Raw genomic sequence first — 19,134 nt, 5'->3', positions numbered from 1 at the left:
ATTGAAATTTCTTGTGCGGCAGAGCCGCTTCCGCCGGAACAAAAAGCGGCGCGCAACTCGAATCGCCGCACGCCCGTCCCGAAGGGTGGCGCTGACCTACTCCGAGTACCCCCGATACGCAAGAGGGATCGGGAAGAAACCGGGTCCGGTTTAGTTGAATGCGCCCAGGATGGCCTGCAGCCCGCTGCGGATGCCAAGATCAACCAGCGCAAAGAAAACAGCCGTCAGGGCCGCCATGATGAAAACCATCACCGTGGTCAGCAGCACCTCGCGGCGGGTCGGCCAAACGACCTTGGAAACCTCGGCGCGGACCTGCTGGATGAACTGGATCGGGTTAGTGATAGCCATGTGGCACACGTCTCTCTGCTAGCGGATGGGCGGGACATAGCCGGGCATTGCGGCGATTTCAAGGGCTGCATGCAGGGGATCACGCAGCGAGGTCATGGTTTCGGGTTATCGTCCCATTCATCGCTCAGGATACGGCGCGCGTCGCCCTCAGGATCGTCATATTGATTGCTGCGCATCGTATAGATGAAACCCAGCAACCCGACGCCGCCCAGAAGCAGCGAGATCGGGATTAGATAGGTCAGGATATTCATCACTTACCTCAGGCGCAGCGCGTTGAGCGATACTGTAATCGAAGAAACCGACATCGCCAATGCGGCAATAAGAGGTGTCGCAAGCCCCGCCACCGCCAGCGGCACGGCGATCAGGTTATAGACCGTCGCGATGCGGAAGTTCTCGCGGATGCGCCGCGTGGCTTTCACCGCGATAGTGCAGGCATCGGCGAGCGGTGACAGGTCATGGCCTAGCAGCACGATGTCCGATGCCACCCGCGCCGCATCCAGCGCCGAGGCCGGTGAGATCGACACATGCGCCGCTGCCAAAGCCGCCGTATCGTTCAGCCCGTCGCCCACCATCAGAACCTTGTTGCCCTGATCGGTCAGGTCACGAACCCGGCGCGCCTTGTCCTCGGGCAGCGCCTCGGCCTGCCAGGTTTTAATGCCTAGACGGTCGGCTAGAGCCGCAACAGCGGGTTGTGTGTCGCCGGACATCAGCAGCACGTCCTTGCCCGCCTGCTGCAACGCTTTCATAGCCTCGACCGCACCGGGTCGGAGAGCGTCATGGAAAAGGAACGCGAGTGGCGCCTCGGTGCCGATAGCCAACCAGGCAGCGGTCTGCGCACCGGGTTTTGCCCCGACCCACGCGGCGCGGCCCAACCGAACCTGTTGCCCCTCGAACATCCCCTGCGTGCCAAAGCCCGGCACCTCTTCAATATCGGTGAGCTTGGCAGGCGTCATCCCGGCCTTGCCCACGGCAGCGGCGATCGACACTGAAAGCGGATGTGACGAGGCCTGCGCCAGCGCCAGCGCGATCTGCGCCTTGCGCAGAGGAATGTCGGCCAGGTTCACGAGTTCGGGCGTGCCTGCGGTCAGCGTCCCGGTCTTGTCAAACACCACCGTGTCAATCTCTGCAAGCCGCTCAAGCGCCGTGGCGTGCTTGATCAGCATCCCCTTGCGGAACAGACGCCCCGAGGCGGCGGTGGTCACCGCAGGCACTGCAAGACCCAGCGCGCAAGGGCAGGTGATGATCAGTACGGCGGCGGCAATGTTGAGCGCAACACGCAGATCACCGGAATAGACATACCAGCCCAGAAAGCTGAGTGCTGACAGAATATGCACGCCGGGCGCATACAGCTTGGCAGCGCTGTCGGCCAGTGATGAATAGCGCGAGCGCCCGGATTCGGCGATGGCCACCAGATCGGCCATGCGGTGCAGGGAGGTCTCTTGCCCCACGGCGGTGACGCGCACAGTCAGTGGCCCGGTCAGGTTGACCTCGCCCGCACTGACCGCGAGCCCCGGTTCGGCATAGACCGGCAGCGTCTCTCCAGTCAGCAGCGAGCGGTCCAGTTCCGAACGCCCTTCGGTGATCTCGCCATCCACCGGCATCCGCCCGCCGGGCCGTACCAGCACCAGATCGCCAGGAGTCAGTTCGGCCACCGCAACCTGTACCTCGCCCGCCTCGGTCAACCGGATCGCGCGATGCACTTCCAGCGCGGCCAGTTCCTCAGCGGCGGAGCAGGCGACCGCCCGGGTTCGATGATCGAGGTAACGGCCCGCCAGCAGGAAGAAGGTCAACGTCAGCGCCGCGTCGAAATAGGCATGCTCTCCGCTCAGCGAGGTTTCCCAGAGCGACGTGGCCAGCGCCAGCAGGATGGCCAGCACGATGGGCACGTCCATGTTCAGCCGCCGCACCCGCAGCGCGCTCCAGGCGTTCACGAAAAACGGCTGCCCCGAGAATGCGATCGCGGGCAGCGCGATCGCCGCCGAAATCCAGTGGAACAAGTCCCGGGTGGCATCACTGGCCCCGGACCAGACCGACACCGAAAGCAGCATCACGTTCATCGAGGCGAACCCGGCTACCGCCAGCCGCATCAACAGATCGCGGCCCGCCTGATCGGTCTGCGTCGCGGATAGTGCGCCGGGATCAAGCTCATGCGCCTCATACCCAGCCTGCTCCAGAACCTCGATCAACGAGGCGGTCTGCATGTCCGGCGCGGCCTCGATCATCGCGCGTTTCAGCGTCAGGTTCACCCGCGCGCTGTCGACGCCGGGCACCGCGTTCAGCGCGCGTTCGACATTGGCGATACAGGCCTGACAATGGATGCCGGGCAACGACAGCGCGATCCGGACCTCTTGCTCCGCAGGCTCGGCCACCTGCGCCGGAGCGGCGACACAAGCCGGGCAAGCAGCAGCTGTTTGGCGCAGTTGAGCGGTCACGGGTTACCCTTTCACCCGCAGCACGACGCGTTGGCTGAATTGGGTGCCGTCGGCGGATTTGGCCATCATGCGGATATTCCAGTTGCCCTTGCCCAATTCGGCTTTCGCAACATAAGCGGACCCGTCAAAACGGAATTCGGGCGCCATATCTTCTTTGACATGGGTGGCACGGCCCAGTACCGCGTTCAGTTCCGATACTTCCACCGGATGGCCATGCCGGTCAGTGATCGACAGGACAACCAGCCCGCCCTGCGCCTCGGCGGCGACGGTCCAGCCCAGCGCTTCTTGTGCATCGCGCTTGTCGTCGAATTGTTGCGATGCCACGTAGGAGTTTTTGACCTCGAGCCCCGGAAAAGTCCGCACCGCACTGAAGGCAAGCACCAGATTCACCGCGATGATGACCGCGAAAGCTCCAATAAAGACCGCTGCGGCATGTTTGCCCGTGAATTTGCGTTCCGACATGCTCAATTCCCCCGCCCATTGAAGGTGGTGTCCTTGTGGGCGCGCTCACCATTCGTCAGATCCTCAACCCAGATTCGGACCGGGGTATTGGCCCGCTGTGACGGTGCTGCGTCCTTGGGTGTCACGATATAAAACCGTTGCAGATAGGAGATGTTCGCCGGAACTATCACTGATGCATCAGGTAGCCCTTCCAGTTGGATGCGCATGGCGGGGTCACCGCTGGCGGAGAGCAGGAACGGACGGTCCTCGCCATGTTTGTTGCGCAGCCGCACGTCATAGGTGTTTCGGATCGAACCATCGGACAGAGTCACGAAGGTCGGGTTGCGCACCGGTGCCACCGTCAGTTCGATATCCGAACGGATGAAGAGCGCGAAGAGCAGCCCAACCCCGACCAGCGACCAAAGTGTTGTATACATGATCGTGCGTGGCCGCAGGATATGTTTCCAGATGTTCCGGGGTGGTTTGCCGGCGCGCTCATTGGCCTCGTCCGACAGCGCCATATAGTCGATCAGTCCGCGCGGCTTGCCGATCTTGGCCATCATGTCGTCGCAGGCATCGATACAGAGCGCGCAGGTGATGCACTCCATCTGCTGGCCGTCACGAATGTCGATGCCAACCGGGCAGACGTTCACGCAGGCCATGCAGTCGATGCAGTCGCCCAGCTCGCTATCATCGGTCCGCTTGCCCTTGCCACGCGGCTCTCCGCGCCAGTCGCGATAGCCGACGACCAGCGTATCCTCGTCCATCATCGCGGCCTGGATACGGGGCCAGGGGCAGGCATAGATACAGATCTGCTCACGAGCGAAACCACCGAAAAAGAAGGTGGTGGCCGTCAGGATCGCCATGGTCGTATAGGCGATGGGATGGGCCTGTCCGGTGACCAGATCACGTACCAGGGTCGGCGCGTCAGCAAAATAGAACACCCAGGCCCCGCCGGTAGCCAGCCCGATTAGCAGCCAGACCACCCATTTTGTGATCCGCAACCGGGCCTTACGCAGATCCATCTTTTTCTGGCGGTGCAACCGCAGCCGCGCGTTCCGGTCGCCTTCGATCCAGCGCTCGACAAGGATAAAAAGGTCGGTCCAGACAGTCTGCGGGCAGGCATAGCCGCACCAGACCCGACCCAGCGCGGAAGTGAACAGGAACAGGCCCAGCCCCGCCATGATCAGCAGGCCCGCGACGAAGTAGAATTCATGCGGCCAGATCTCAATCCAGAAGAAATAAAACCGACGGTTGGCCATATCCAGCAGCACTGCTTGATCCGGCAGGCTAGGGCCCCGATCCCAGCGGATCCAGGGCGTCAGGTAGTAGATTCCCAGAGTCACCGCCAAGATGATCCATTTCAGATTGCGGAACGCGCCGGAGACGCGCCGGGGGAAAATCGGCTCCCTGGCAGCATAAAGGCTGGGGGCGGGCTGGGGGTCGTTCACGCAAATGCTCCGGTCAAGAGAGGATGGGATTCAGCACCTTCTCACAAATCATAACAGATCAGACTTTGATATGGGTCAAAACGCGCATCGTATAATCATCTTTTGTCACATCTCGCCCGCCTGCCGCTTCAGCCACGCAACGAAGGTCTTGACGGTCGGGCGCAGCGGTGCCTGCCCTGAGACGATGTAATATCCACGGGTATCGGGTTCGACATAAAGTTCGACGAGGCGACCCGACAGGATGTCCTGCCTGACGAAATGCCGCACTGTGATGGTGACACCCTGCCCGGCGCGCACACCGTCCAGCATCAGGTTTCCCGGCAAGGTGATGCGCCCCGCCGCCGGGTCCAGCGCGGCCCCGCGCCCGGCCAGCCATGTCGAAGCCTCGGTTGTACCGATTTCTTCCAGCCAAGGCAGATGCGCCAGTTCCGTAGGTGTCCAATCACTCTTGCCCCCCAATAGCCCTGGCGCGGCGACGAGAACGATCGGGGATTGCAGCAGCATCTGCGCCTGTACCCCGGTCCATCCACCCGCCCCGTATCGGATCGCTACGTCAACGCCACCGGGGCGCAGGTCGACCACGTCGGGCGAGGGTTCCAGAATCAAGCTGACCTCTGGGTGATCGAGGCGAAAGGCAGGCAGCCGGGGCATTAACCAAGACGCCGCGAAGGTCGATGTGAGCGAGACATGAACAGGGCGATCCGTACCGGATTTGGTCACATCCGCGATGGCGGTGCCGATAGCCCCGAACCCAAGCTGCAGGGCACGCGCCAAATGCTCGCCATCGGGCGTCAGGGCCAGTGATTTTCCGCTGCGATCCAGAAGAGCAACGCCAAGATGGCTTTCCAACGCCCGCAATTGCTGACTTATGGCCGCGTGGCTTACATTCAGCGCTTCACCTGCCTGAGTGACATTTCGCCTTTCAGCGAAGGCAGAAAAGGCTCTCAATGACGCTAGCGGCGGAATCTCTTTCCAATTCATATGTAATCTCTGCTTACAGATACGAATGGTAATTGAGTCGCATTTTTCGCGCCAAACCGCAATCTTGAATCCAGTCAGTACGCTCTACAGGAGACAGACCATGCTAACAGTTTTTGCCCGGTCGTTCATGACCGCCACCCGCATAAACGCCCCGCATATTCGGGATGTGCCCGGCCCCAAGGCCAAAAAACGGCGGCGCTGGTTGCCTGAGGGTCATTGGTGGATGCAGAAGCGGCGCGATATCGATCTGAACGATCTGTGAAGGCGCGCGCCAATCGCTGACTGGACCGCCGCCCGTCTTGCGCCTATTTTCGCAAAAGTCGGCGTCGGCTGCTCAGGAAACGCGCGAACAGATCGAGCAGCCGACACCGGACCTTCGGGCGTATCACCGCCCGAAGGTATTCTGTTTATTCGCCGCCGCCCAGTTGGTGGACATAGGCGGAAACCGCGCGAATTTGCGCCTCGGTCAGGCGGTTTTGCCACGCTGGCATGACGCCAAAACGGCTGTTGGTGACAGTTTCCATCAGGGTGTCGTAGTCCCCACCATAGAGCCAGAGCGCATCCGCCAAGTTCGGCGCGCCCTGTTCAGGATCGCCGGTGGCGTCCTCCATATGGCAGGCAGCGCAATTGTCGGCGAAGACCACCGATCCGTCCTCGACCTGAGCGGCGTCATGCGGCGTGCCTGAGAGCGACATCACATAATTCACCACCTGATCGACCTCGTCACCGGTCAGCAGCTCGTCACGGCCAAAGGCAGGCATCTCGGAGTAGCGGGCATCGGGGTCATCCTCATTGCGGATGCCGTGGCTGATGGTCAGGTGGATATTCTCGATATCCCCACCCCAGAGCCAGGCGTCATCCAGCAGGTTCGGATAGCCCACCGCGCCTGCCGCGCCTGACCCGTGGCACTGCGCGCACCAGGTCCGGAACACCGCGCCACCAGCGGATACCGCATAGTTGTGCAGATCGGCATCTTCGGCGATGTCTTCCATCTTGATGGCAGCCAGCCGACCGTTGATCTCGGCATTGGCTTCCTCAACCGATACGATCTCCGAGGCGACATCGGCGCGGGTCGACCAGCCCAGCACACCTGCGGTCGCCGAACTGACCAGAGGCCAGGCCGGATAGGCGATAGTATAGATCAGCGCCCAGAGGATGGTGGCATAAAAGGTCCAGAGCCACCAGCGTGGCATCGGGTTGTCGAACTCTTCGATCCCGTCCCATGTATGGCCGGTGGTGTTGGGATCGCCCGGCTGGTGATTGGCCGCCTTGTTCTGTTCCTCGTGCTGGCTCATGTTCTCGCCTCCTCGTCTGTGGCGGCTTTGGATGTGCGCGCATTTGGTCCGGTATCGCCGTCATTGGGCGAATCGACATGTCGGAACGGGATGTTCGCGGTGTCCTCGTGGGTCTTGGAACTGCCCGGGCGGAAGGCCCAAATCACGATTCCGACAAACACCACAAAGAGAAGTAGCAGCATCCAGCTATCGGCGAACTGCCTGAGCAGGGTGTATTCTTCCATCTCTCCCTCCTCAGCGGTTCGCATCAGGCGTGAAGGTCGAGAAATCGACCAGCGTGCCCAGCATCTGCAGATAAGCCACCAGCGCGTCGGTTTCCGAGATTCCCGGCTGACCGTCGAAATTGCGCACATTGACCTTGTCACCATAGCGTTCGAGCAGCCCGTCATAGTCGCTGTCGGGATCGGCTTGCGCCCGGAAGTCTGCCTGCGCGGCCTCCAGCATCTCGTCGCTATAGGGCACGCCGGTCATCGCATTCGCAGTCATCACGTCCTCGATGTATTTGCCGTCAATCATCCGGTTTTCCAGGAAGGCGTATTTAGGCATCACCGATTCCGGCACCACCGCTTCGGGATTGCGCAGGTGGTCCACATGCCAGTCGTCCGAATAGCGCCCGCCGACACGGGCCAGGTCCGGCCCAGTCCGCTTGGAGCCCCATTGGAATGGATGGTCATACATCGATTCCGCCGCCAGCGAGTAGTGGCCATAGCGTTCGACCTCGTCCCGCATGGGGCGGATCATCTGGCTGTGACACACATAGCAGCCCTCGCGGACGTAGATGTCGCGCCCGGCCAGTTCGAGAGGGGTATAGGGACGCATGCCCTCGACCTTCTCGATGGTGTTTTCCAGATAGAACAACGGGACGATCTGCACGATACCGCCGATGGACACCACCAGAAAGCTCAGCACCAGCAGGAGGGTCGCGTTGGTCTCGATGATCTTGTGTTTGTCGAGAATTGCCATTGCTCCGGCCCTCCTTATTCAGCCGGGACCGCGACGGTCAGGTTGGCCTCTTTGGCCGGTGCCCGACGGACGGTCATCCACAGGTTATAGCACATGATGATCGCACCGCTCAGGAACAGGACCCCGCCCAGCGCACGCACCACATACATCGGGAACTTGGCGGCCACGGTGTCGGCGAAAGAGTTCACCAGGAAACCGTTGGCATCCACTTCGCGCCACATCAGGCCCTCCATGATACCGGTCACCCACATCGAGGCGGCGTAAAGGATGATCCCGATTGTCGCGAGCCAGAAATGCCAGCTGACAAGGCTGAGCGAATAAAGACGCTCGCGCTTCCACAGCACTGGCACCAGATAATAAAGCGCGCCGAATGTGATCATTCCGTTCCAACCCAACGCGCCGGAATGCACGTGGCCGATGGTCCAGTCGGTGTAGTGGCTGAGGCTGTTGACCGCGCGGATCGACATCATTGGTCCTTCAAAGGTCGACATGCCGTAAAAGCCCAGCGAAATCACCATCATCCGGATCACCGGATCGGTACGCAGCTTGTCCCAGGCACCGCTCAGCGTCATCAGACCGTTGATCATGCCACCCCAGCTGGGCATCCACAAGACGATCGAGAACACCATGCCCAGGGTCGAGGCCCAGTCCGGCAAGGCGGTGTAATGCAGGTGGTGCGGTCCGGCCCAGATATACAGGAATATCAGCGCCCAGAAGTGAATGATCGACAGCTTGTAGGAATAGACCGGGCGCCCGGCCTGTTTCGGAATGAAGTAATACATCATGCCTAGGAAACCAGCGGTCAGGAAAAAGCCCACGGCGTTATGGCCGTACCACCATTGCACCATCGCGTCCTGCACACCCGACCACAGGATCACCGATTTCGACCCCCAGATGCTGACCGGGACAGTCATGTTATTGACCAGATGCAACATTGCGACGGTCACGATGAAGGCCAGATAGAACCAGTTGGCCACATATATATGCGGCTCTTTCCGTTTGATGATGGTACCGAGATATACTGCCAGATAGGCTACCCAGACCACGGTCAGCCAGAGATCGACATACCATTCCGGCTCTGCATATTCTTTGGATTGGGTGCCGCCCAGCACATAGCCGGTCGCGGCCAGAACGATGAACAGCTGATAGCCCCAGAACACGAACCACGCCAGATTGCCGCCCCAAAGCCGCGCCGCCGAGGTACGCTGTACCACGTAAAAGGACGTCGCGATCAGCGCGTTGCCGCCAAAGGCGAAAATCACTGCCGATGTGTGCAGCGGGCGCAGCCGTCCGAAATTGGCATATCCCTGCGCCCATTCGAAATTGAGCGACGGAAAGGCCAGCTGAAACGCAATGAACACACCGGCCAGAAAGCCAACGACGCCCCAAAAGGCGGTAGCTATCACGCCATAGCGGATGACACCGTCCATGTACTCGCCGGAATAGTCAATCGGAGTGTCTGGCTCATCGGTCCTGCGCAATATCCACAAGAACATTCCGCCGGACACCAGCAAAACGATGATGGCATGAACCATGTATGCCTCATCGCGTGCGTAGTTGATTGCCATCATCGAAAACAAGGCAACCAGACCAAGCATCATGAGCTTGATATAATTCAGCATTTCGCGTCCCTTTATTAAACCCGCTGCGAATCCAATAGGCGCCGGGTCTTTCTGTCTGGGCGCCTAAATGCATCTCGCACAGGTTCGTTTCCTTGATCTGTGTCAAGACGATAACCTGAAATCCGTGGCAGTCATATCCTCATCGAAACGCAATCTGCAGTATTGCCAGTGACCAAGTGTCACTAAGAGGAGCACATGTCCTACAAATCCCTTTTGACCGTATTGACTGATACCGGGCAAGCGCGCGGTGTTCTGTCTCATCTCACCACGCTTGCCCAGGAACTGGACGCCCATGTCGAAGTGCTTTGCCTGGGCGTCGACCGCACCCAGACCGGGTATTACTATGCCGGGGCGAATGCGTTGATCCTGCAGGAAACACTGACCCGCGCCACTGCCGAGGCCGCCGAAATCCGGGAACAGGCCGAGACAGTCCTGGCACCTTCTGGGATTCGCTGGTCAACGCAGGAAGGCGTCGCGCAAATGGCCGATATCGGGCGCCACGTGGCCCATCGCGCGCGGTTTGCCGATCTGGTCGTGCTTCCACGTCCTTATGGTCCAGACCATGGGACCGAGGCCGAGCCGATTGTCGAGGCCGCCATGTTCGAGGGCCACGCCCCGGTGATCGTTCTGCCCGATGACAATGCCTCACCCGCGATGCCCAAGCGGGTTTTGATCGGTTGGAACGAAAGCGTCGAGGCGATGCGCGCCATCCGCATGGCGCTGCCATTTCTGAAAGCGGCCGACCTTGCGCGGATCGTAGCGATCGCGCCGCCGACCCATGGCCCGGACCGGTCCGATCCGGGCGGGCTGCTATCGCAAATGCTGGCCCGCCACGGGGTCAGATGCGAGATCGACGTGCTGAACAAATCCATGACGCGGGTGTCCGATATTCTGAACCGGCACGCGCTGGACAAAAATGCCGACATGATCGTGATGGGGGCCTATGGGCATTCGCGATTCCGTGAGGCCATTCTGGGCGGCGCCACCCGCAACATGCTTGAGGTTGCGAAGGTTCCGATCTTTCTGGCCCATTAATCGCGGCGTGACTACAGAGCTCAGCCGCCCATCAAGGCGGCTTGCCACCTGTCAGCCGCGTCTGATCAGACCAATCAGGAACAACAGGATCACCGCCCCCACGGTCGCAAAGAAAATCGACGAGAACAGCCCCCCGCCCAAAGTAAAACCAAGGGCCGGAAAAATCGTTCCGGCAAGAAAGGCCCCGACGACGCCAACGATGATGTTGCCGATCAGGCCGAATCCGCGCCCTTCCATGATTTTCCCTGACAGCCAACCCGCGATCGCGCCGATCAACAGCATTGCCAAAAGGCCACTGAATTCCATTCCAAGCTCCCGAGAAGTGTTTCCAAGGTCTTAATAGAACACGGAAACCGTGGGCGGTCACGCCTGAAAGGAAGTGCCCAGCGTCTTGACCCAAGGGTCAGATCAGCATCCCGCCATCATTGTCGTCACCGGCTTCGTCCATCAGCCGGTCCATATCCGGCACGGTCACATGGCGCTTGCCGTCCAGAACGATTACCCCGTCTTTGCGCAGCGCCGAGATCTGGCGGCTCACAGTCTCAAGCGTCAAGCCCAGATAATCCGCCATCGCCTCGCGGGTCAGCGGCAGGTCGAACACGACCCTTCCGGCAGCCACACCCAGGCTCAGCGACGCGTCGCGGCGGGCGATGATCGACAGCAGGCTGGCAATCTTTTCGCGCGCGGTCTTGCGACCCAGCACCAGCATCCACTCCCGCGCCGCGTCCAGTTCATCCAGCGTCATCTGCAACAGCCGATGCGCGATATGCGGCGTTCTGGCCATCATGTCCTCGAACGGGGACTTGCGGAAACAGCACATAACCACGTCGCTGGTCGCGACAACATTGTAGGCCGCCGAATCACGGCCTGGCCGCCCGACGAAATCCGATGGCAGCAACAGCCCGACCATCTGGGTCCGGCCATCCTCCATCGTCTGGGTCAGAGTCGCCACGCCCGAAACCACCGAACCGACGAATCCCATCTGGTCGCCCGCCCACAAGATCGTCTGACCGGCCTCGTAGCTGCGGTAATATTTAATGGTTTCAAGCTCTGTCAGCTCATCCGCATCACATTTGGAGCACACGGCGCGATACCGGATCGGGCATTCGCCGCAGCCCGTCGGCGCCAACTTTGCGTGCTTGGTCATATTTTGTCCTAATTGATCTGGGTCAAGGCCTCGAATTGCGCCCTGATAATACAGAGGTGGCATGAATACGAAACCGAATTTGGCAGGGCTAGGCCTTTTTGACGCAAGGGTACCTCGTTACACGAGCTATCCGACTGCGCCGCATTTCAACTCGGACGTCGGGGCCGACCTGTTCGGCAACTGGATTTCAGAGATCGCACCCGGAAGCGCGCTCTCGCTCTACATCCATGTACCCTTCTGTCGCCGCCTCTGCTGGTTCTGCGCCTGCCGGACGCAAGGCACAAAGACCGCATCCCCGGTCGCCGCCTATCTTGAGACGCTGAAGACCGAGCTGCGGCTATTGCAGCAGCATCTGCCAGCGGAGGTGACCCTGTCGCGGCTGCATTGGGGCGGTGGCACGCCCACTCTGCTGGCCCCTGAGATGATGCGCGATCTGGCCCGCACCATCGCGGACGTCGCGCCTTTTGCCGAAGAGGCCGAGTTCTCTGTCGAGATCGACCCCAACGAAATCGACGCCGCGCGTCTGGACGCGCTGGCTGAGGCGGGCATGAACCGCGCCTCGATCGGGGTGCAGGATTTCGACGAGAATATCCAGAAAACCATCGGCCGGCTGCAAAGCTATGAGGTCACCCGCGATGCCGTCGAGATGCTGCGCGCGCGCGGCATTCATAGCCTAAACGCCGATATTCTCTACGGGTTGCCCCTCCAGACCACGACGCGGATCACCGAAAGCGTCCAGAAACTGCTGTCGCTAAATCCCGACCGCGTGGCGCTCTATGGCTATGCGCATGTGCCCTGGATGGCCAAGCGTCAGCAGATGATCCCCTCGGACGCGCTACCCACCCCCGAACAGCGGCTGGGCCTTTTCGAAACCGCGCGGCAACTGTTCCTGTGGGACAATTACAACGAGATCGGGATCGACCATTTCGCGACCAAAGAAGACGGGCTGAGCCGCGCCCTGCAAAACGGGCGCCTGCGCCGCAACTTCCAGGGCTATACCGATGATCGGTCGGATGTTCTGATCGGCGTCGGGGCATCCTCAATCTCGCGCTTCCCGCAGGGCTATGCGCAGAACGCCTCGGCCACGGCAAAACATACTGCCGCAATCCGCGATGGGCGGTTTTCTGTCGCGCGCGGGCATGTCTTTAACGGCGAAGACAATCTACGCGGGCGTCTGATCGAGGCACTGATGTGCGATTTCCGCATCGACCGCGACGAGATCGAACGCCGTTATGCCCTGCCGCGCGATTCACTGGAGGATATGTTCCAACGGGCCAACGCCGCCTTTGACGGGCTTTTGCAGATCTCCGATGACGGGCTTTTCATTCCGCAGCCAGCCCGGCCCCTGACCCGCATGATCGCCCGCCATTTCGACGTTTATGACCTGAGCAAAGCAGGCCACAGCTCGGCCGTCTGATCCGCACCTCAATCCCCGTCATTCCGCCCACGGCACCCGCCCGGTATGCAAGGGGCTTGACGTGCGACCCCCTGATTTCTCACACTCAGGACAGAGCGCGCCGGGTTGTCACCCAGCGCACCGAGGCAGAGGCCAGTCATACAGCGCAAGCGAACGGACCCGCATTCGTTCGGCCCTAGCCGTGCAGCGAACACAAACACTGCAGCACTCCAAGAGGGAACCCACCATGCGCGTTTTTACGGTCCTAGGCCCTACCCAATCCGGCAAATCTACGCTCGTCGAGGCGATCAGCCGCCTCGACGATCGACCCACCAAATTCGATGTATCCGGAACCGTGCACCTGCACGGTTTTTCTTACTTGGGCGAGCCGTGGTGCGCGATCGACGTGGATGGCGGCGGCGACGCGCTGGCCTATGTGGGCCCGGCGATGGCGCTGTCAGACGCAGCGGTGGTGGTTGTGCCACCTGATCCGGACGCGGCGGTGCTGTGCGCACCCTATCTGCGACTGGCCGAAGATGCCGGCATTCCCTGTTTCCTGTTCATCAACAAGATGGACAACCCCAATGGCCGCATCCGCGATATCATCGCCGGCCTGCAGACCTATTGCACCCACCACATCACTTTGCGGCAAGTTCCCATCCGCGACGGTGACCAGATCGTCGGCGCGGTCGACCTGATTTCCGAGCGTGCATGGAAGTATCAGGAAGGCCAGCCCTCGGCCTTGATCGAATTGCCGCAATCCATCGAGGATCGCGAGCAAGAGGCGCGCGCCGAACTGCTCGAAACCCTCTCGGATTTCGACGATGCCCTGCTGGAGCAATTGATCGAGGACAAGCAGCCCGCAACCGCCGAAGTTTTCGATATCGCCGCCAAGGTGCTGCAGAATCACCAGTTGATCCCGGCCTATCTGGGGGCCGCTGAACACGGCAACGGTTTGACGCGGATGATGAAGGCGCTGCGGCACGAGGCACCCGAGTTCGACATTGCCGCCGACCGCGACGAAGCAGGCGAGAAGGCACGCGCAATCGCGGGCTTTGCCGATGTGAAGAAACATATCGGCAAGATCACCGTGCTGCGCGGGCTGGGCGAAGGCGTCAAGGCGCATGAGGCTTTGGGCGGCGAAACAGTAGGCAGCCTGACCGCGCTGGACGCCAAGACGCAGGTCGGGACGCTCGCGGCGGGTCAGATCGGCCTTGCCGTGAAATCCGATCACCTCAACCCCGGTCTGCTTTATGACAGCAGCACCAGCAGCTCGCTGCCGGAATGGGCGCAATGCCACTCGCCTGGTCACCGTCAGTTGGTCACCCCAACCCATGAGCGTGACGATGTGCGCCTGTCGAACGCGCTGTCGCGGCTGGCCGAAATCGACCCGGGGCTGAGTCTGCAACCGGATCCAACCTCGGGCCATCCGGTTCTTGGCACGCAAGGCCCGCAACACATGCGCCGGGTCACCGAAAAACTGGCCGAGGATTTCGGGATCGAAATCTCCACCGATCAGGTCGAGACCGCCTATCGCGAGACCATTCAGAAGCCGGTCGAACACCGCTATCGCCATCGCAAGCAATCGGGCGGCGCGGGCCAGTTCGCGGATGTGGTGATCTCGCTCACGCCGCTGCCGCGTGGTGCTGGCTTCGAGTTCGATGAGGTGGTCAAAGGCGGCACCGTGCCGCGCAACCATATCCCCGCCGTCGAACACGGTGCTGAAGATGCATTGGCCGAAGGGCCGCAGGGTCACCCGGTGGTCGATGTGAAGGTGACACTGAAAGACGGTAAGCACCATTCTGTGGACAGCTCGGACTATGCCTTTAGGATGGCTGGCAAATCCGCTGTGCGCGAGGCCCTACCGATGGCCAAGCCGGTTGTGTTGCAACCTATTTTACGGGCCGAGATTCATCTGCCGTCACAATTCGTCGGCGATCTGGTGCCCACAATCAGCTCGCTTCAGGGGCAAGTGCTGGGGTTTGAGGGCAATCCAAATGCCTCGGGTTGGGAGATTTTCAACGCGCTGCTGCCCGCAGTGGCGCAGGATGAGTTGCACCGATCGATCGCCAGCGCCACGCGCGGCACCGGTTGGGCGCAGATGGATTTCGACCATTACGAAGAGTTGCGCGGGCCTGCGCCAAAATCGGCGAAAGAGAAGATGGCCAGCGCCTGACCCGGCCTCGCGGCGACATTAAAGCGCGGACCAAGGCGTTTGCAAACGCCTAGCAAGCGATTTCGAAACCGCTTGGCCCACTACCCCGCCGCCGCGATCAACTCGCGGGTGTAATCGGTCTGCGCATTCTCGAAGAGCGACTCGGCTGCGCCCGTCTCGACCACATCGCCCTGTTTCATCACGACCACTTGATGCGACATTGCCCGCACCACCTTGAGGTCATGTGAAATGAACAGGTAGGCCAGCCCGTATTTCTGTTGCAGGTTTCGCAACAGCTCCACAATCTGAACCTGCACGGTCATGTCCAGCGCCGAGGTCGGCTCGTCCAGCACCAGCAGCTTGGGTCGCAGGATCATCGCCCGCGCGATGGCGATCCGCTGCCGCTGCCCGCCGGAAAACTCATGCGGATAGCGATCCATCGCCGCAGGGTCCAGCCCAACCTCCTCCATCACTTCTGCCACCAGATCGCGGGGCGCACGATGTGGATCAACCTGGTGAATGGCCAAGCCTTCGGAAATGATCTGCATGCAGGTCATCCGCGGGCTCAGCGAGCCGAACGGATCCTGAAACACGATCTGCATGTCCTTGCGCAACCGCCGCAGCTCGCGCGTTGACCATTTGCGCACGTCCTGGTCGCGAAAGGTGATGCCACCCTCCGACGCGATCAGTCGCATAATCGCCAGTGCCAGCGTCGTCTTGCCCGAACCGCTTTCGCCCACGATCCCAAGTGTTTCACCGGCGCGCACGGTGATCGTGGCGTCGTTGACCGCCTTCACATGGCCGACCGTGCGTTTGAGAAACCCGCGCTGGATCGGGAACCAGACCTTGAGATGATCGGTGCGCGCGACTTCTTCGGCGCTTGCGTCAACCGGCTTCGGTGATCCCGAGGGTTCCGCGGCCAGCAGCTTCCGGGTGTAGGGATGTTGGGGTTTGTCGAAAATTTCGGCCGTCGCACCGGTCTCGACGATCTCGCCATCTTTCATCACGCAGACCCGATCGGCGATCCGGCGCACGATGCCCAAATCATGGGTGATGAACAGCATCCCCATATTCTCGGCCTTCTGCAGGTCAGCCAGCAGTTCCAGGATCTGCGCCTGAATGGTCACGTCCAGCGCCGTGGTCGGTTCATCCGCGATCAGGATGTCGGGCTTGTTGGCCAGCGCCATGGCGATCATCACCCGCTGCCGCTGTCCGCCCGAAAGCTGGTGCGGATAGGCGTCCAGACGCTCTTCGGGGTCGCGGATACCGACCTTGTTCAGCAGTTCCACAATGCGCCCCCGCGCCGCATCACCGGTCACACCCTGATGCAGGGCAAGGCTTTCGGCCATCTGCTTCTGGATCGTGTGCAACGGGTTAAGCGAAGTCATCGGCTCCTGAAAGATGAAGCTGATATCGTTGCCGCGCACATCCATCAGCCGCTGTTTTGACGCGCCGATCATCTCTTGCCCGTCATAAGTGACCGAGCCGTCGACAATTGCGCTGTCGCCCAGCAGGGACACGGTGCTGAGCGCGGTGACCGATTTGCCCGACCCGGATTCGCCCACCAGCGCCACGGTCTCGCCACGCTCCACGTTGAAGGACACGCCGCGCACCGCTTTTGATATCTGCCCGTCCTGACGAAACGAGACGCTCAGGCCTTTGACCTCGAGAACCGCACTCATGAAAATGTCTTCCTTGGGTCAAACGCATCGCGCACGCCTTCAAAGATGAAGACCAGAAGCGACAGCATGATGGCAAAGGTGAAAAACGCGGTGAAGCCCAACCATGGTGCCTGCAGGTTCTGTTTCGCCTGCAGTGTCAACTCGCCCAGCGAGGGGGACGAAGAAGGCAGACCAAAGCCCAGAAAGTCGAGCGAGGCCAAACCGCCGATCGTGCCGGTCACGATGAAGGGCAGGAAAGTCAGCGTCGCCACCATCGCGTTGGGCAGCATATGGCGGAACATGATGGTCATGTTGCCCACGCCCAGCGCCTTGGCCGCGCGCACATATTCCAGGTTCCGCGCGCGCAGGAACTCGGCCCGCACGACCCCGACCAGCCCGGTCCATGAGAACAGGATCATCAGCGCCACCAGAAGCCAGAAACTTCGCCCCAGAATGGCGAACATGATGATGATGACGTAGAGCGAGGGGGTTGCCGACCAGATCTCGATGATGCGTTGAAAGACCAGGTCGAGCCAGCCGCCAAAGAACCCTTGTATGGCCCCTGCGAAGATGCCGATCAGGCTGGCCACTCCGGTGACAAGCAGGGTGAACAGGATCGACAGGCGGAAGCCATAGATCACCCGCGCCAGCACGTCACGCTTGGTGTCGTCAGTGCCCAGCAGGTTCTGGCCGTTTGGTGGCAGCGGGGCCGCGCCGGGACGATCAACAGAGGTGTTGAAGGAATAGGGGATCGGCGGCCAGATGGCCCAACCGCGTTCAAACCCCTCGGCCTGATATGTGCCCGCCTTGATCTCGGCGATGATGCCTTCGGGATCATCGAAACAGGCCTCCAGTCCACCGCTGTCAATTAGGCATTTCACTTCGGGATCGCCATAGATCGCCTCGGTCCGGAAATCACCGCCGAAATCGGTCTCGGGATAGAACTTGAAGATCGGCGTGTAGTAGTCGCCGCGATAGTTCACCAGGATCGGTTTGTCATTGGCGATGAACTCGGCAAAGAGCGACAGGCCAAAGATCACTGAAAAGATGATCAGCGACCAATAAGCCCGGCCATTGCGGCGGAAATTGCGCCAGCGGCGTTGGTTGAGCGGAGAGAGCGCCATTTAACCCTCCCTCTTTTCGAAATCGATACGGGGATCGACCAGCACATACATCAGGTCGCTGATGATGCCGACAACCAGCCCCATCAGACCAAAGATGAAGAGCGTGCCAAAGATCACCGGATAGTCACGCGCCACGGCGGCCTCGAACCCCAGCCGCCCGAGCCCGTCGAGCGAAAATATCGTCTCGATGATTATCGAACCGCCAAAGAACACCCCGATAAACACCGCCGGGAACCCGGCAATCACGATCAACATGGCGTTTCGAAAAACATGGCCATAAAGCACTTTTTGCTCACTTAGTCCTTTGGCGCGCGCGGTCATGACATAGTGCTTCTTGATCTCGTCCAGAAAGGAATTCTTGGTCAACAGCGTAAGCGTCGCAAAGGCGGCAATGGTCGAGGCCAGCACCGGCAGCGTGATGTGCCAGAAATAGTCCAGCACTTTACCGGTCAGGCTTAGGCTGTCCCAATTGTCCGAGGTCAGGCCCCGCAGCGGAAAGATCTGCCAGTAGGAGCCACCGGCAAAAAGCACCAGTAGAAGAATCGCAAAGAGAAAGCCGGGAATCGCATAAGCCACAATGATCGCGCCGCTGGTCCAGGTATCGAAACTGCTGCCATCCCGCACCGCCTTGCGGATACCCAGCGGGATCGAGATCAGATAGGCGATCAGCGTCGACCAAAGACCCAGCGAGATCGACACCGGCATCTTTTCCAGCACCAGATCAATCACGCTGATCGAACGGAAATAGCTCTGCCCGAAATCCAGCGTCAGATAGTTGCCCATCATGCCCAGAAACCGCTCCAGCGGCGGTTTGTCGAAGCCGAATTCCTTTTCCAGTTCCGCGATGAATTCCGGCGGCAACCCGCGCGCGCCGATATACTGCTCATCCCCGCCTTGCGGCTCCGGGCTGGACGCTTCGCCACCCGCGAAACCGGCAAAGACGTCGCCCTGCCCTTCGATCTGTGCGATGATCTGTTCGATCGGGCCACCCGGCACAAATTGTACCAGTGTGAAGTTCATGATCATGATGCCCAGCAAGGTCGGGATGACCAACAACAGGCGTCTTAGGATATAAGCGCCCAT

General features: G+C 60.6%; 19 protein-coding genes. 4 read left to right on the top strand and 15 right to left on the bottom strand.

The window, feature by feature from the left end; translation table 11 throughout:
• Positions 1-150 precede the first annotated feature (150 nt).
• From secE to AB1E33_RS21710, 6 genes are all read right to left on the bottom strand, one after another.
• Positions 151-348: a preprotein translocase subunit SecE gene (gene secE / locus AB1E33_RS21735; protein WP_306201108.1), complete on the bottom strand. Its 198-nt coding sequence runs from the start codon at positions 346-348 to the stop codon at positions 151-153.
• Between the two features lie 92 nt (positions 349-440).
• A complete protein-coding gene (ccoS, locus tag AB1E33_RS21730) occupies positions 441-599 on the bottom strand; it encodes a cbb3-type cytochrome oxidase assembly protein CcoS (protein ID WP_372579341.1) in 159 nt (52 codons plus the stop codon).
• Positions 600-602: 3 nt separating this feature from the next.
• Positions 603-2,780, bottom strand: a complete 2,178-nt coding sequence (locus tag AB1E33_RS21725) for a heavy metal translocating P-type ATPase (protein WP_372579340.1) — start codon at positions 2,778-2,780, stop codon at positions 603-605.
• Positions 2,781-2,783: 3 nt separating this feature from the next.
• Complete coding sequence (locus AB1E33_RS21720; protein WP_372579339.1) at positions 2,784-3,242, bottom strand: FixH family protein; 459 nt, start codon at positions 3,240-3,242, stop codon at positions 2,784-2,786.
• A gap of 2 nt (positions 3,243-3,244) precedes the next feature.
• Complete coding sequence (gene ccoG / locus AB1E33_RS21715) at positions 3,245-4,672, bottom strand: cytochrome c oxidase accessory protein CcoG (protein ID WP_372579338.1); 1,428 nt, start codon at positions 4,670-4,672, stop codon at positions 3,245-3,247.
• Between the two features lie 105 nt (positions 4,673-4,777).
• On the bottom strand, positions 4,778-5,653 hold the full coding sequence (locus AB1E33_RS21710) for a LysR family transcriptional regulator (RefSeq protein ID WP_372579337.1): 876 nt from the start codon (positions 5,651-5,653) through the stop codon (positions 4,778-4,780).
• 100 nt (positions 5,654-5,753) lie between these two features.
• Between AB1E33_RS21710 and AB1E33_RS21705 the strand changes: the two genes are divergently transcribed.
• Positions 5,754-5,915 carry a hypothetical protein gene (locus AB1E33_RS21705; protein ID WP_372579336.1) on the top strand — a complete coding sequence of 54 codons (162 nt, stop codon included), beginning with the start codon at positions 5,754-5,756 and terminating at the stop codon, positions 5,913-5,915.
• A gap of 145 nt (positions 5,916-6,060) precedes the next feature.
• Here AB1E33_RS21705 and ccoP read toward each other — a convergent pair whose 3' ends face one another.
• The 4 genes from ccoP to ccoN are packed head-to-tail and all read right to left on the bottom strand — an operon-like array spanning position 6,061 to position 9,533.
• On the bottom strand, positions 6,061-6,948 hold the full coding sequence (gene ccoP, locus AB1E33_RS21700) for a cytochrome-c oxidase, cbb3-type subunit III (protein WP_372579335.1): 888 nt from the start codon (positions 6,946-6,948) through the stop codon (positions 6,061-6,063).
• Positions 6,945-7,172: a cbb3-type cytochrome c oxidase subunit 3 gene (locus AB1E33_RS21695; protein ID WP_372579334.1), complete on the bottom strand. Its 228-nt coding sequence runs from the start codon at positions 7,170-7,172 to the stop codon at positions 6,945-6,947. Before AB1E33_RS21695 ends, ccoP begins: the two co-directional genes overlap by 4 nt.
• Positions 7,173-7,182: 10 nt before the next feature.
• Positions 7,183-7,911 (bottom strand): cytochrome-c oxidase, cbb3-type subunit II, encoded by a 729-nt coding sequence (gene ccoO / locus AB1E33_RS21690; RefSeq protein WP_372579333.1) that lies wholly within the window; start codon positions 7,909-7,911, stop codon positions 7,183-7,185.
• Between the two features lie 14 nt (positions 7,912-7,925).
• Entirely contained in the window at positions 7,926-9,533 is a 1,608-nt protein-coding gene (gene ccoN / locus AB1E33_RS21685; protein ID WP_372579332.1) for a cytochrome-c oxidase, cbb3-type subunit I, read from the bottom strand.
• 195 nt (positions 9,534-9,728) lie between these two features.
• Between ccoN and AB1E33_RS21680 the strand changes: the two genes are divergently transcribed.
• Complete coding sequence (locus AB1E33_RS21680; RefSeq protein ID WP_372579331.1) at positions 9,729-10,568, top strand: universal stress protein; 840 nt, start codon at positions 9,729-9,731, stop codon at positions 10,566-10,568.
• A 51-nt stretch (positions 10,569-10,619) separates the two neighbouring features.
• Here AB1E33_RS21680 and AB1E33_RS21675 read toward each other — a convergent pair whose 3' ends face one another.
• Both AB1E33_RS21675 and fnrL read right to left on the bottom strand, forming a co-directional pair.
• Positions 10,620-10,874 (bottom strand): GlsB/YeaQ/YmgE family stress response membrane protein, encoded by a 255-nt coding sequence (locus tag AB1E33_RS21675; RefSeq protein WP_372579330.1) that lies wholly within the window; start codon positions 10,872-10,874, stop codon positions 10,620-10,622.
• Positions 10,875-10,971: 97 nt separating this feature from the next.
• On the bottom strand, positions 10,972-11,715 hold the full coding sequence (gene fnrL, locus AB1E33_RS21670; protein ID WP_372579329.1) for a transcriptional regulator FnrL: 744 nt from the start codon (positions 11,713-11,715) through the stop codon (positions 10,972-10,974).
• A gap of 61 nt (positions 11,716-11,776) precedes the next feature.
• Here fnrL and hemN point away from each other — a divergent pair, with 61 nt between their 5' ends.
• Together hemN and AB1E33_RS21660 are read left to right on the top strand one after the other, a co-directional pair.
• Complete coding sequence (gene hemN / locus AB1E33_RS21665; RefSeq protein WP_372579328.1) at positions 11,777-13,132, top strand: oxygen-independent coproporphyrinogen III oxidase; 1,356 nt, start codon at positions 11,777-11,779, stop codon at positions 13,130-13,132.
• A gap of 226 nt (positions 13,133-13,358) precedes the next feature.
• Positions 13,359-15,287, top strand: a complete 1,929-nt coding sequence (locus AB1E33_RS21660; RefSeq protein ID WP_372579327.1) for an elongation factor G — start codon at positions 13,359-13,361, stop codon at positions 15,285-15,287.
• Between the two features lie 80 nt (positions 15,288-15,367).
• On the opposite strand, the gene AB1E33_RS21655 is transcribed toward AB1E33_RS21660, so the two are convergent.
• The 3 genes from AB1E33_RS21655 to AB1E33_RS21645 are packed head-to-tail and all read right to left on the bottom strand — an operon-like array spanning position 15,368 to position 19,134.
• Entirely contained in the window at positions 15,368-16,948 is a 1,581-nt protein-coding gene (locus AB1E33_RS21655; protein ID WP_372579326.1) for an ABC transporter ATP-binding protein, read from the bottom strand.
• Entirely contained in the window at positions 16,945-18,051 is a 1,107-nt protein-coding gene (locus AB1E33_RS21650) for an ABC transporter permease (protein WP_372579325.1), read from the bottom strand. The genes AB1E33_RS21655 and AB1E33_RS21650 overlap by 4 nt, the downstream gene beginning before the upstream one ends.
• The gene (locus AB1E33_RS21645; RefSeq protein WP_372579324.1) at positions 18,052-19,134 is read right to left on the bottom strand and encodes a microcin C ABC transporter permease YejB; all 1,083 of its coding nucleotides are present in this window, start codon (positions 19,132-19,134) and stop codon (positions 18,052-18,054) included.

The sequence above is a fragment of the Ruegeria hyattellae genome (assembly GCF_041537925.1).
GTDB lineage: Bacteria > Pseudomonadota > Alphaproteobacteria > Rhodobacterales > Rhodobacteraceae > Ruegeria_C.
Note: the sequence above shows the minus strand (reverse complement) of the source record. Positions and strands in the feature narration are given on the sequence as shown.

Bases quoted from the DNA above. Each gene is read 5' to 3' on its own strand.
- AB1E33_RS21720 (WP_372579339.1), bottom strand. From the start codon at position 3,242: ATGTCGGAACGCAAATTCACGGGCAAACATGCCGCAGCGGTCTTTATT.
- AB1E33_RS21655 (WP_372579326.1), bottom strand. From the start codon at position 16,948: ATGAGTGCGGTTCTCGAGGTCAAAGGCCTGAGCGTCTCGTTTCGTCAG.
- hemN (WP_372579328.1), top strand. From the start codon at position 11,777: ATGAATACGAAACCGAATTTGGCAGGGCTAGGCCTTTTTGACGCAAGG.
- AB1E33_RS21680 (WP_372579331.1), top strand. From the start codon at position 9,729: ATGTCCTACAAATCCCTTTTGACCGTATTGACTGATACCGGGCAAGCG.
- fnrL (WP_372579329.1), bottom strand. From the start codon at position 11,715: ATGACCAAGCACGCAAAGTTGGCGCCGACGGGCTGCGGCGAATGCCCG.
- secE (WP_306201108.1), bottom strand. From the start codon at position 348: ATGGCTATCACTAACCCGATCCAGTTCATCCAGCAGGTCCGCGCCGAG.
- AB1E33_RS21695 (WP_372579334.1), bottom strand. From the start codon at position 7,172: ATGGAAGAATACACCCTGCTCAGGCAGTTCGCCGATAGCTGGATGCTG.
- AB1E33_RS21705 (WP_372579336.1), top strand. From the start codon at position 5,754: ATGCTAACAGTTTTTGCCCGGTCGTTCATGACCGCCACCCGCATAAAC.
- AB1E33_RS21645 (WP_372579324.1), bottom strand. From the start codon at position 19,134: ATGGGCGCTTATATCCTAAGACGCCTGTTGTTGGTCATCCCGACCTTG.
- ccoO (WP_372579333.1), bottom strand. From the start codon at position 7,911: ATGGCAATTCTCGACAAACACAAGATCATCGAGACCAACGCGACCCTC.
- AB1E33_RS21650 (WP_372579325.1), bottom strand. From the start codon at position 18,051: ATGGCGCTCTCTCCGCTCAACCAACGCCGCTGGCGCAATTTCCGCCGC.
- AB1E33_RS21710 (WP_372579337.1), bottom strand. From the start codon at position 5,653: ATGAATTGGAAAGAGATTCCGCCGCTAGCGTCATTGAGAGCCTTTTCT.
- AB1E33_RS21675 (WP_372579330.1), bottom strand. From the start codon at position 10,874: ATGGAATTCAGTGGCCTTTTGGCAATGCTGTTGATCGGCGCGATCGCG.
- ccoN (WP_372579332.1), bottom strand. From the start codon at position 9,533: ATGCTGAATTATATCAAGCTCATGATGCTTGGTCTGGTTGCCTTGTTT.
- ccoS (WP_372579341.1), bottom strand. From the start codon at position 599: ATGAATATCCTGACCTATCTAATCCCGATCTCGCTGCTTCTGGGCGGC.
- ccoP (WP_372579335.1), bottom strand. From the start codon at position 6,948: ATGAGCCAGCACGAGGAACAGAACAAGGCGGCCAATCACCAGCCGGGC.
- AB1E33_RS21660 (WP_372579327.1), top strand. From the start codon at position 13,359: ATGCGCGTTTTTACGGTCCTAGGCCCTACCCAATCCGGCAAATCTACG.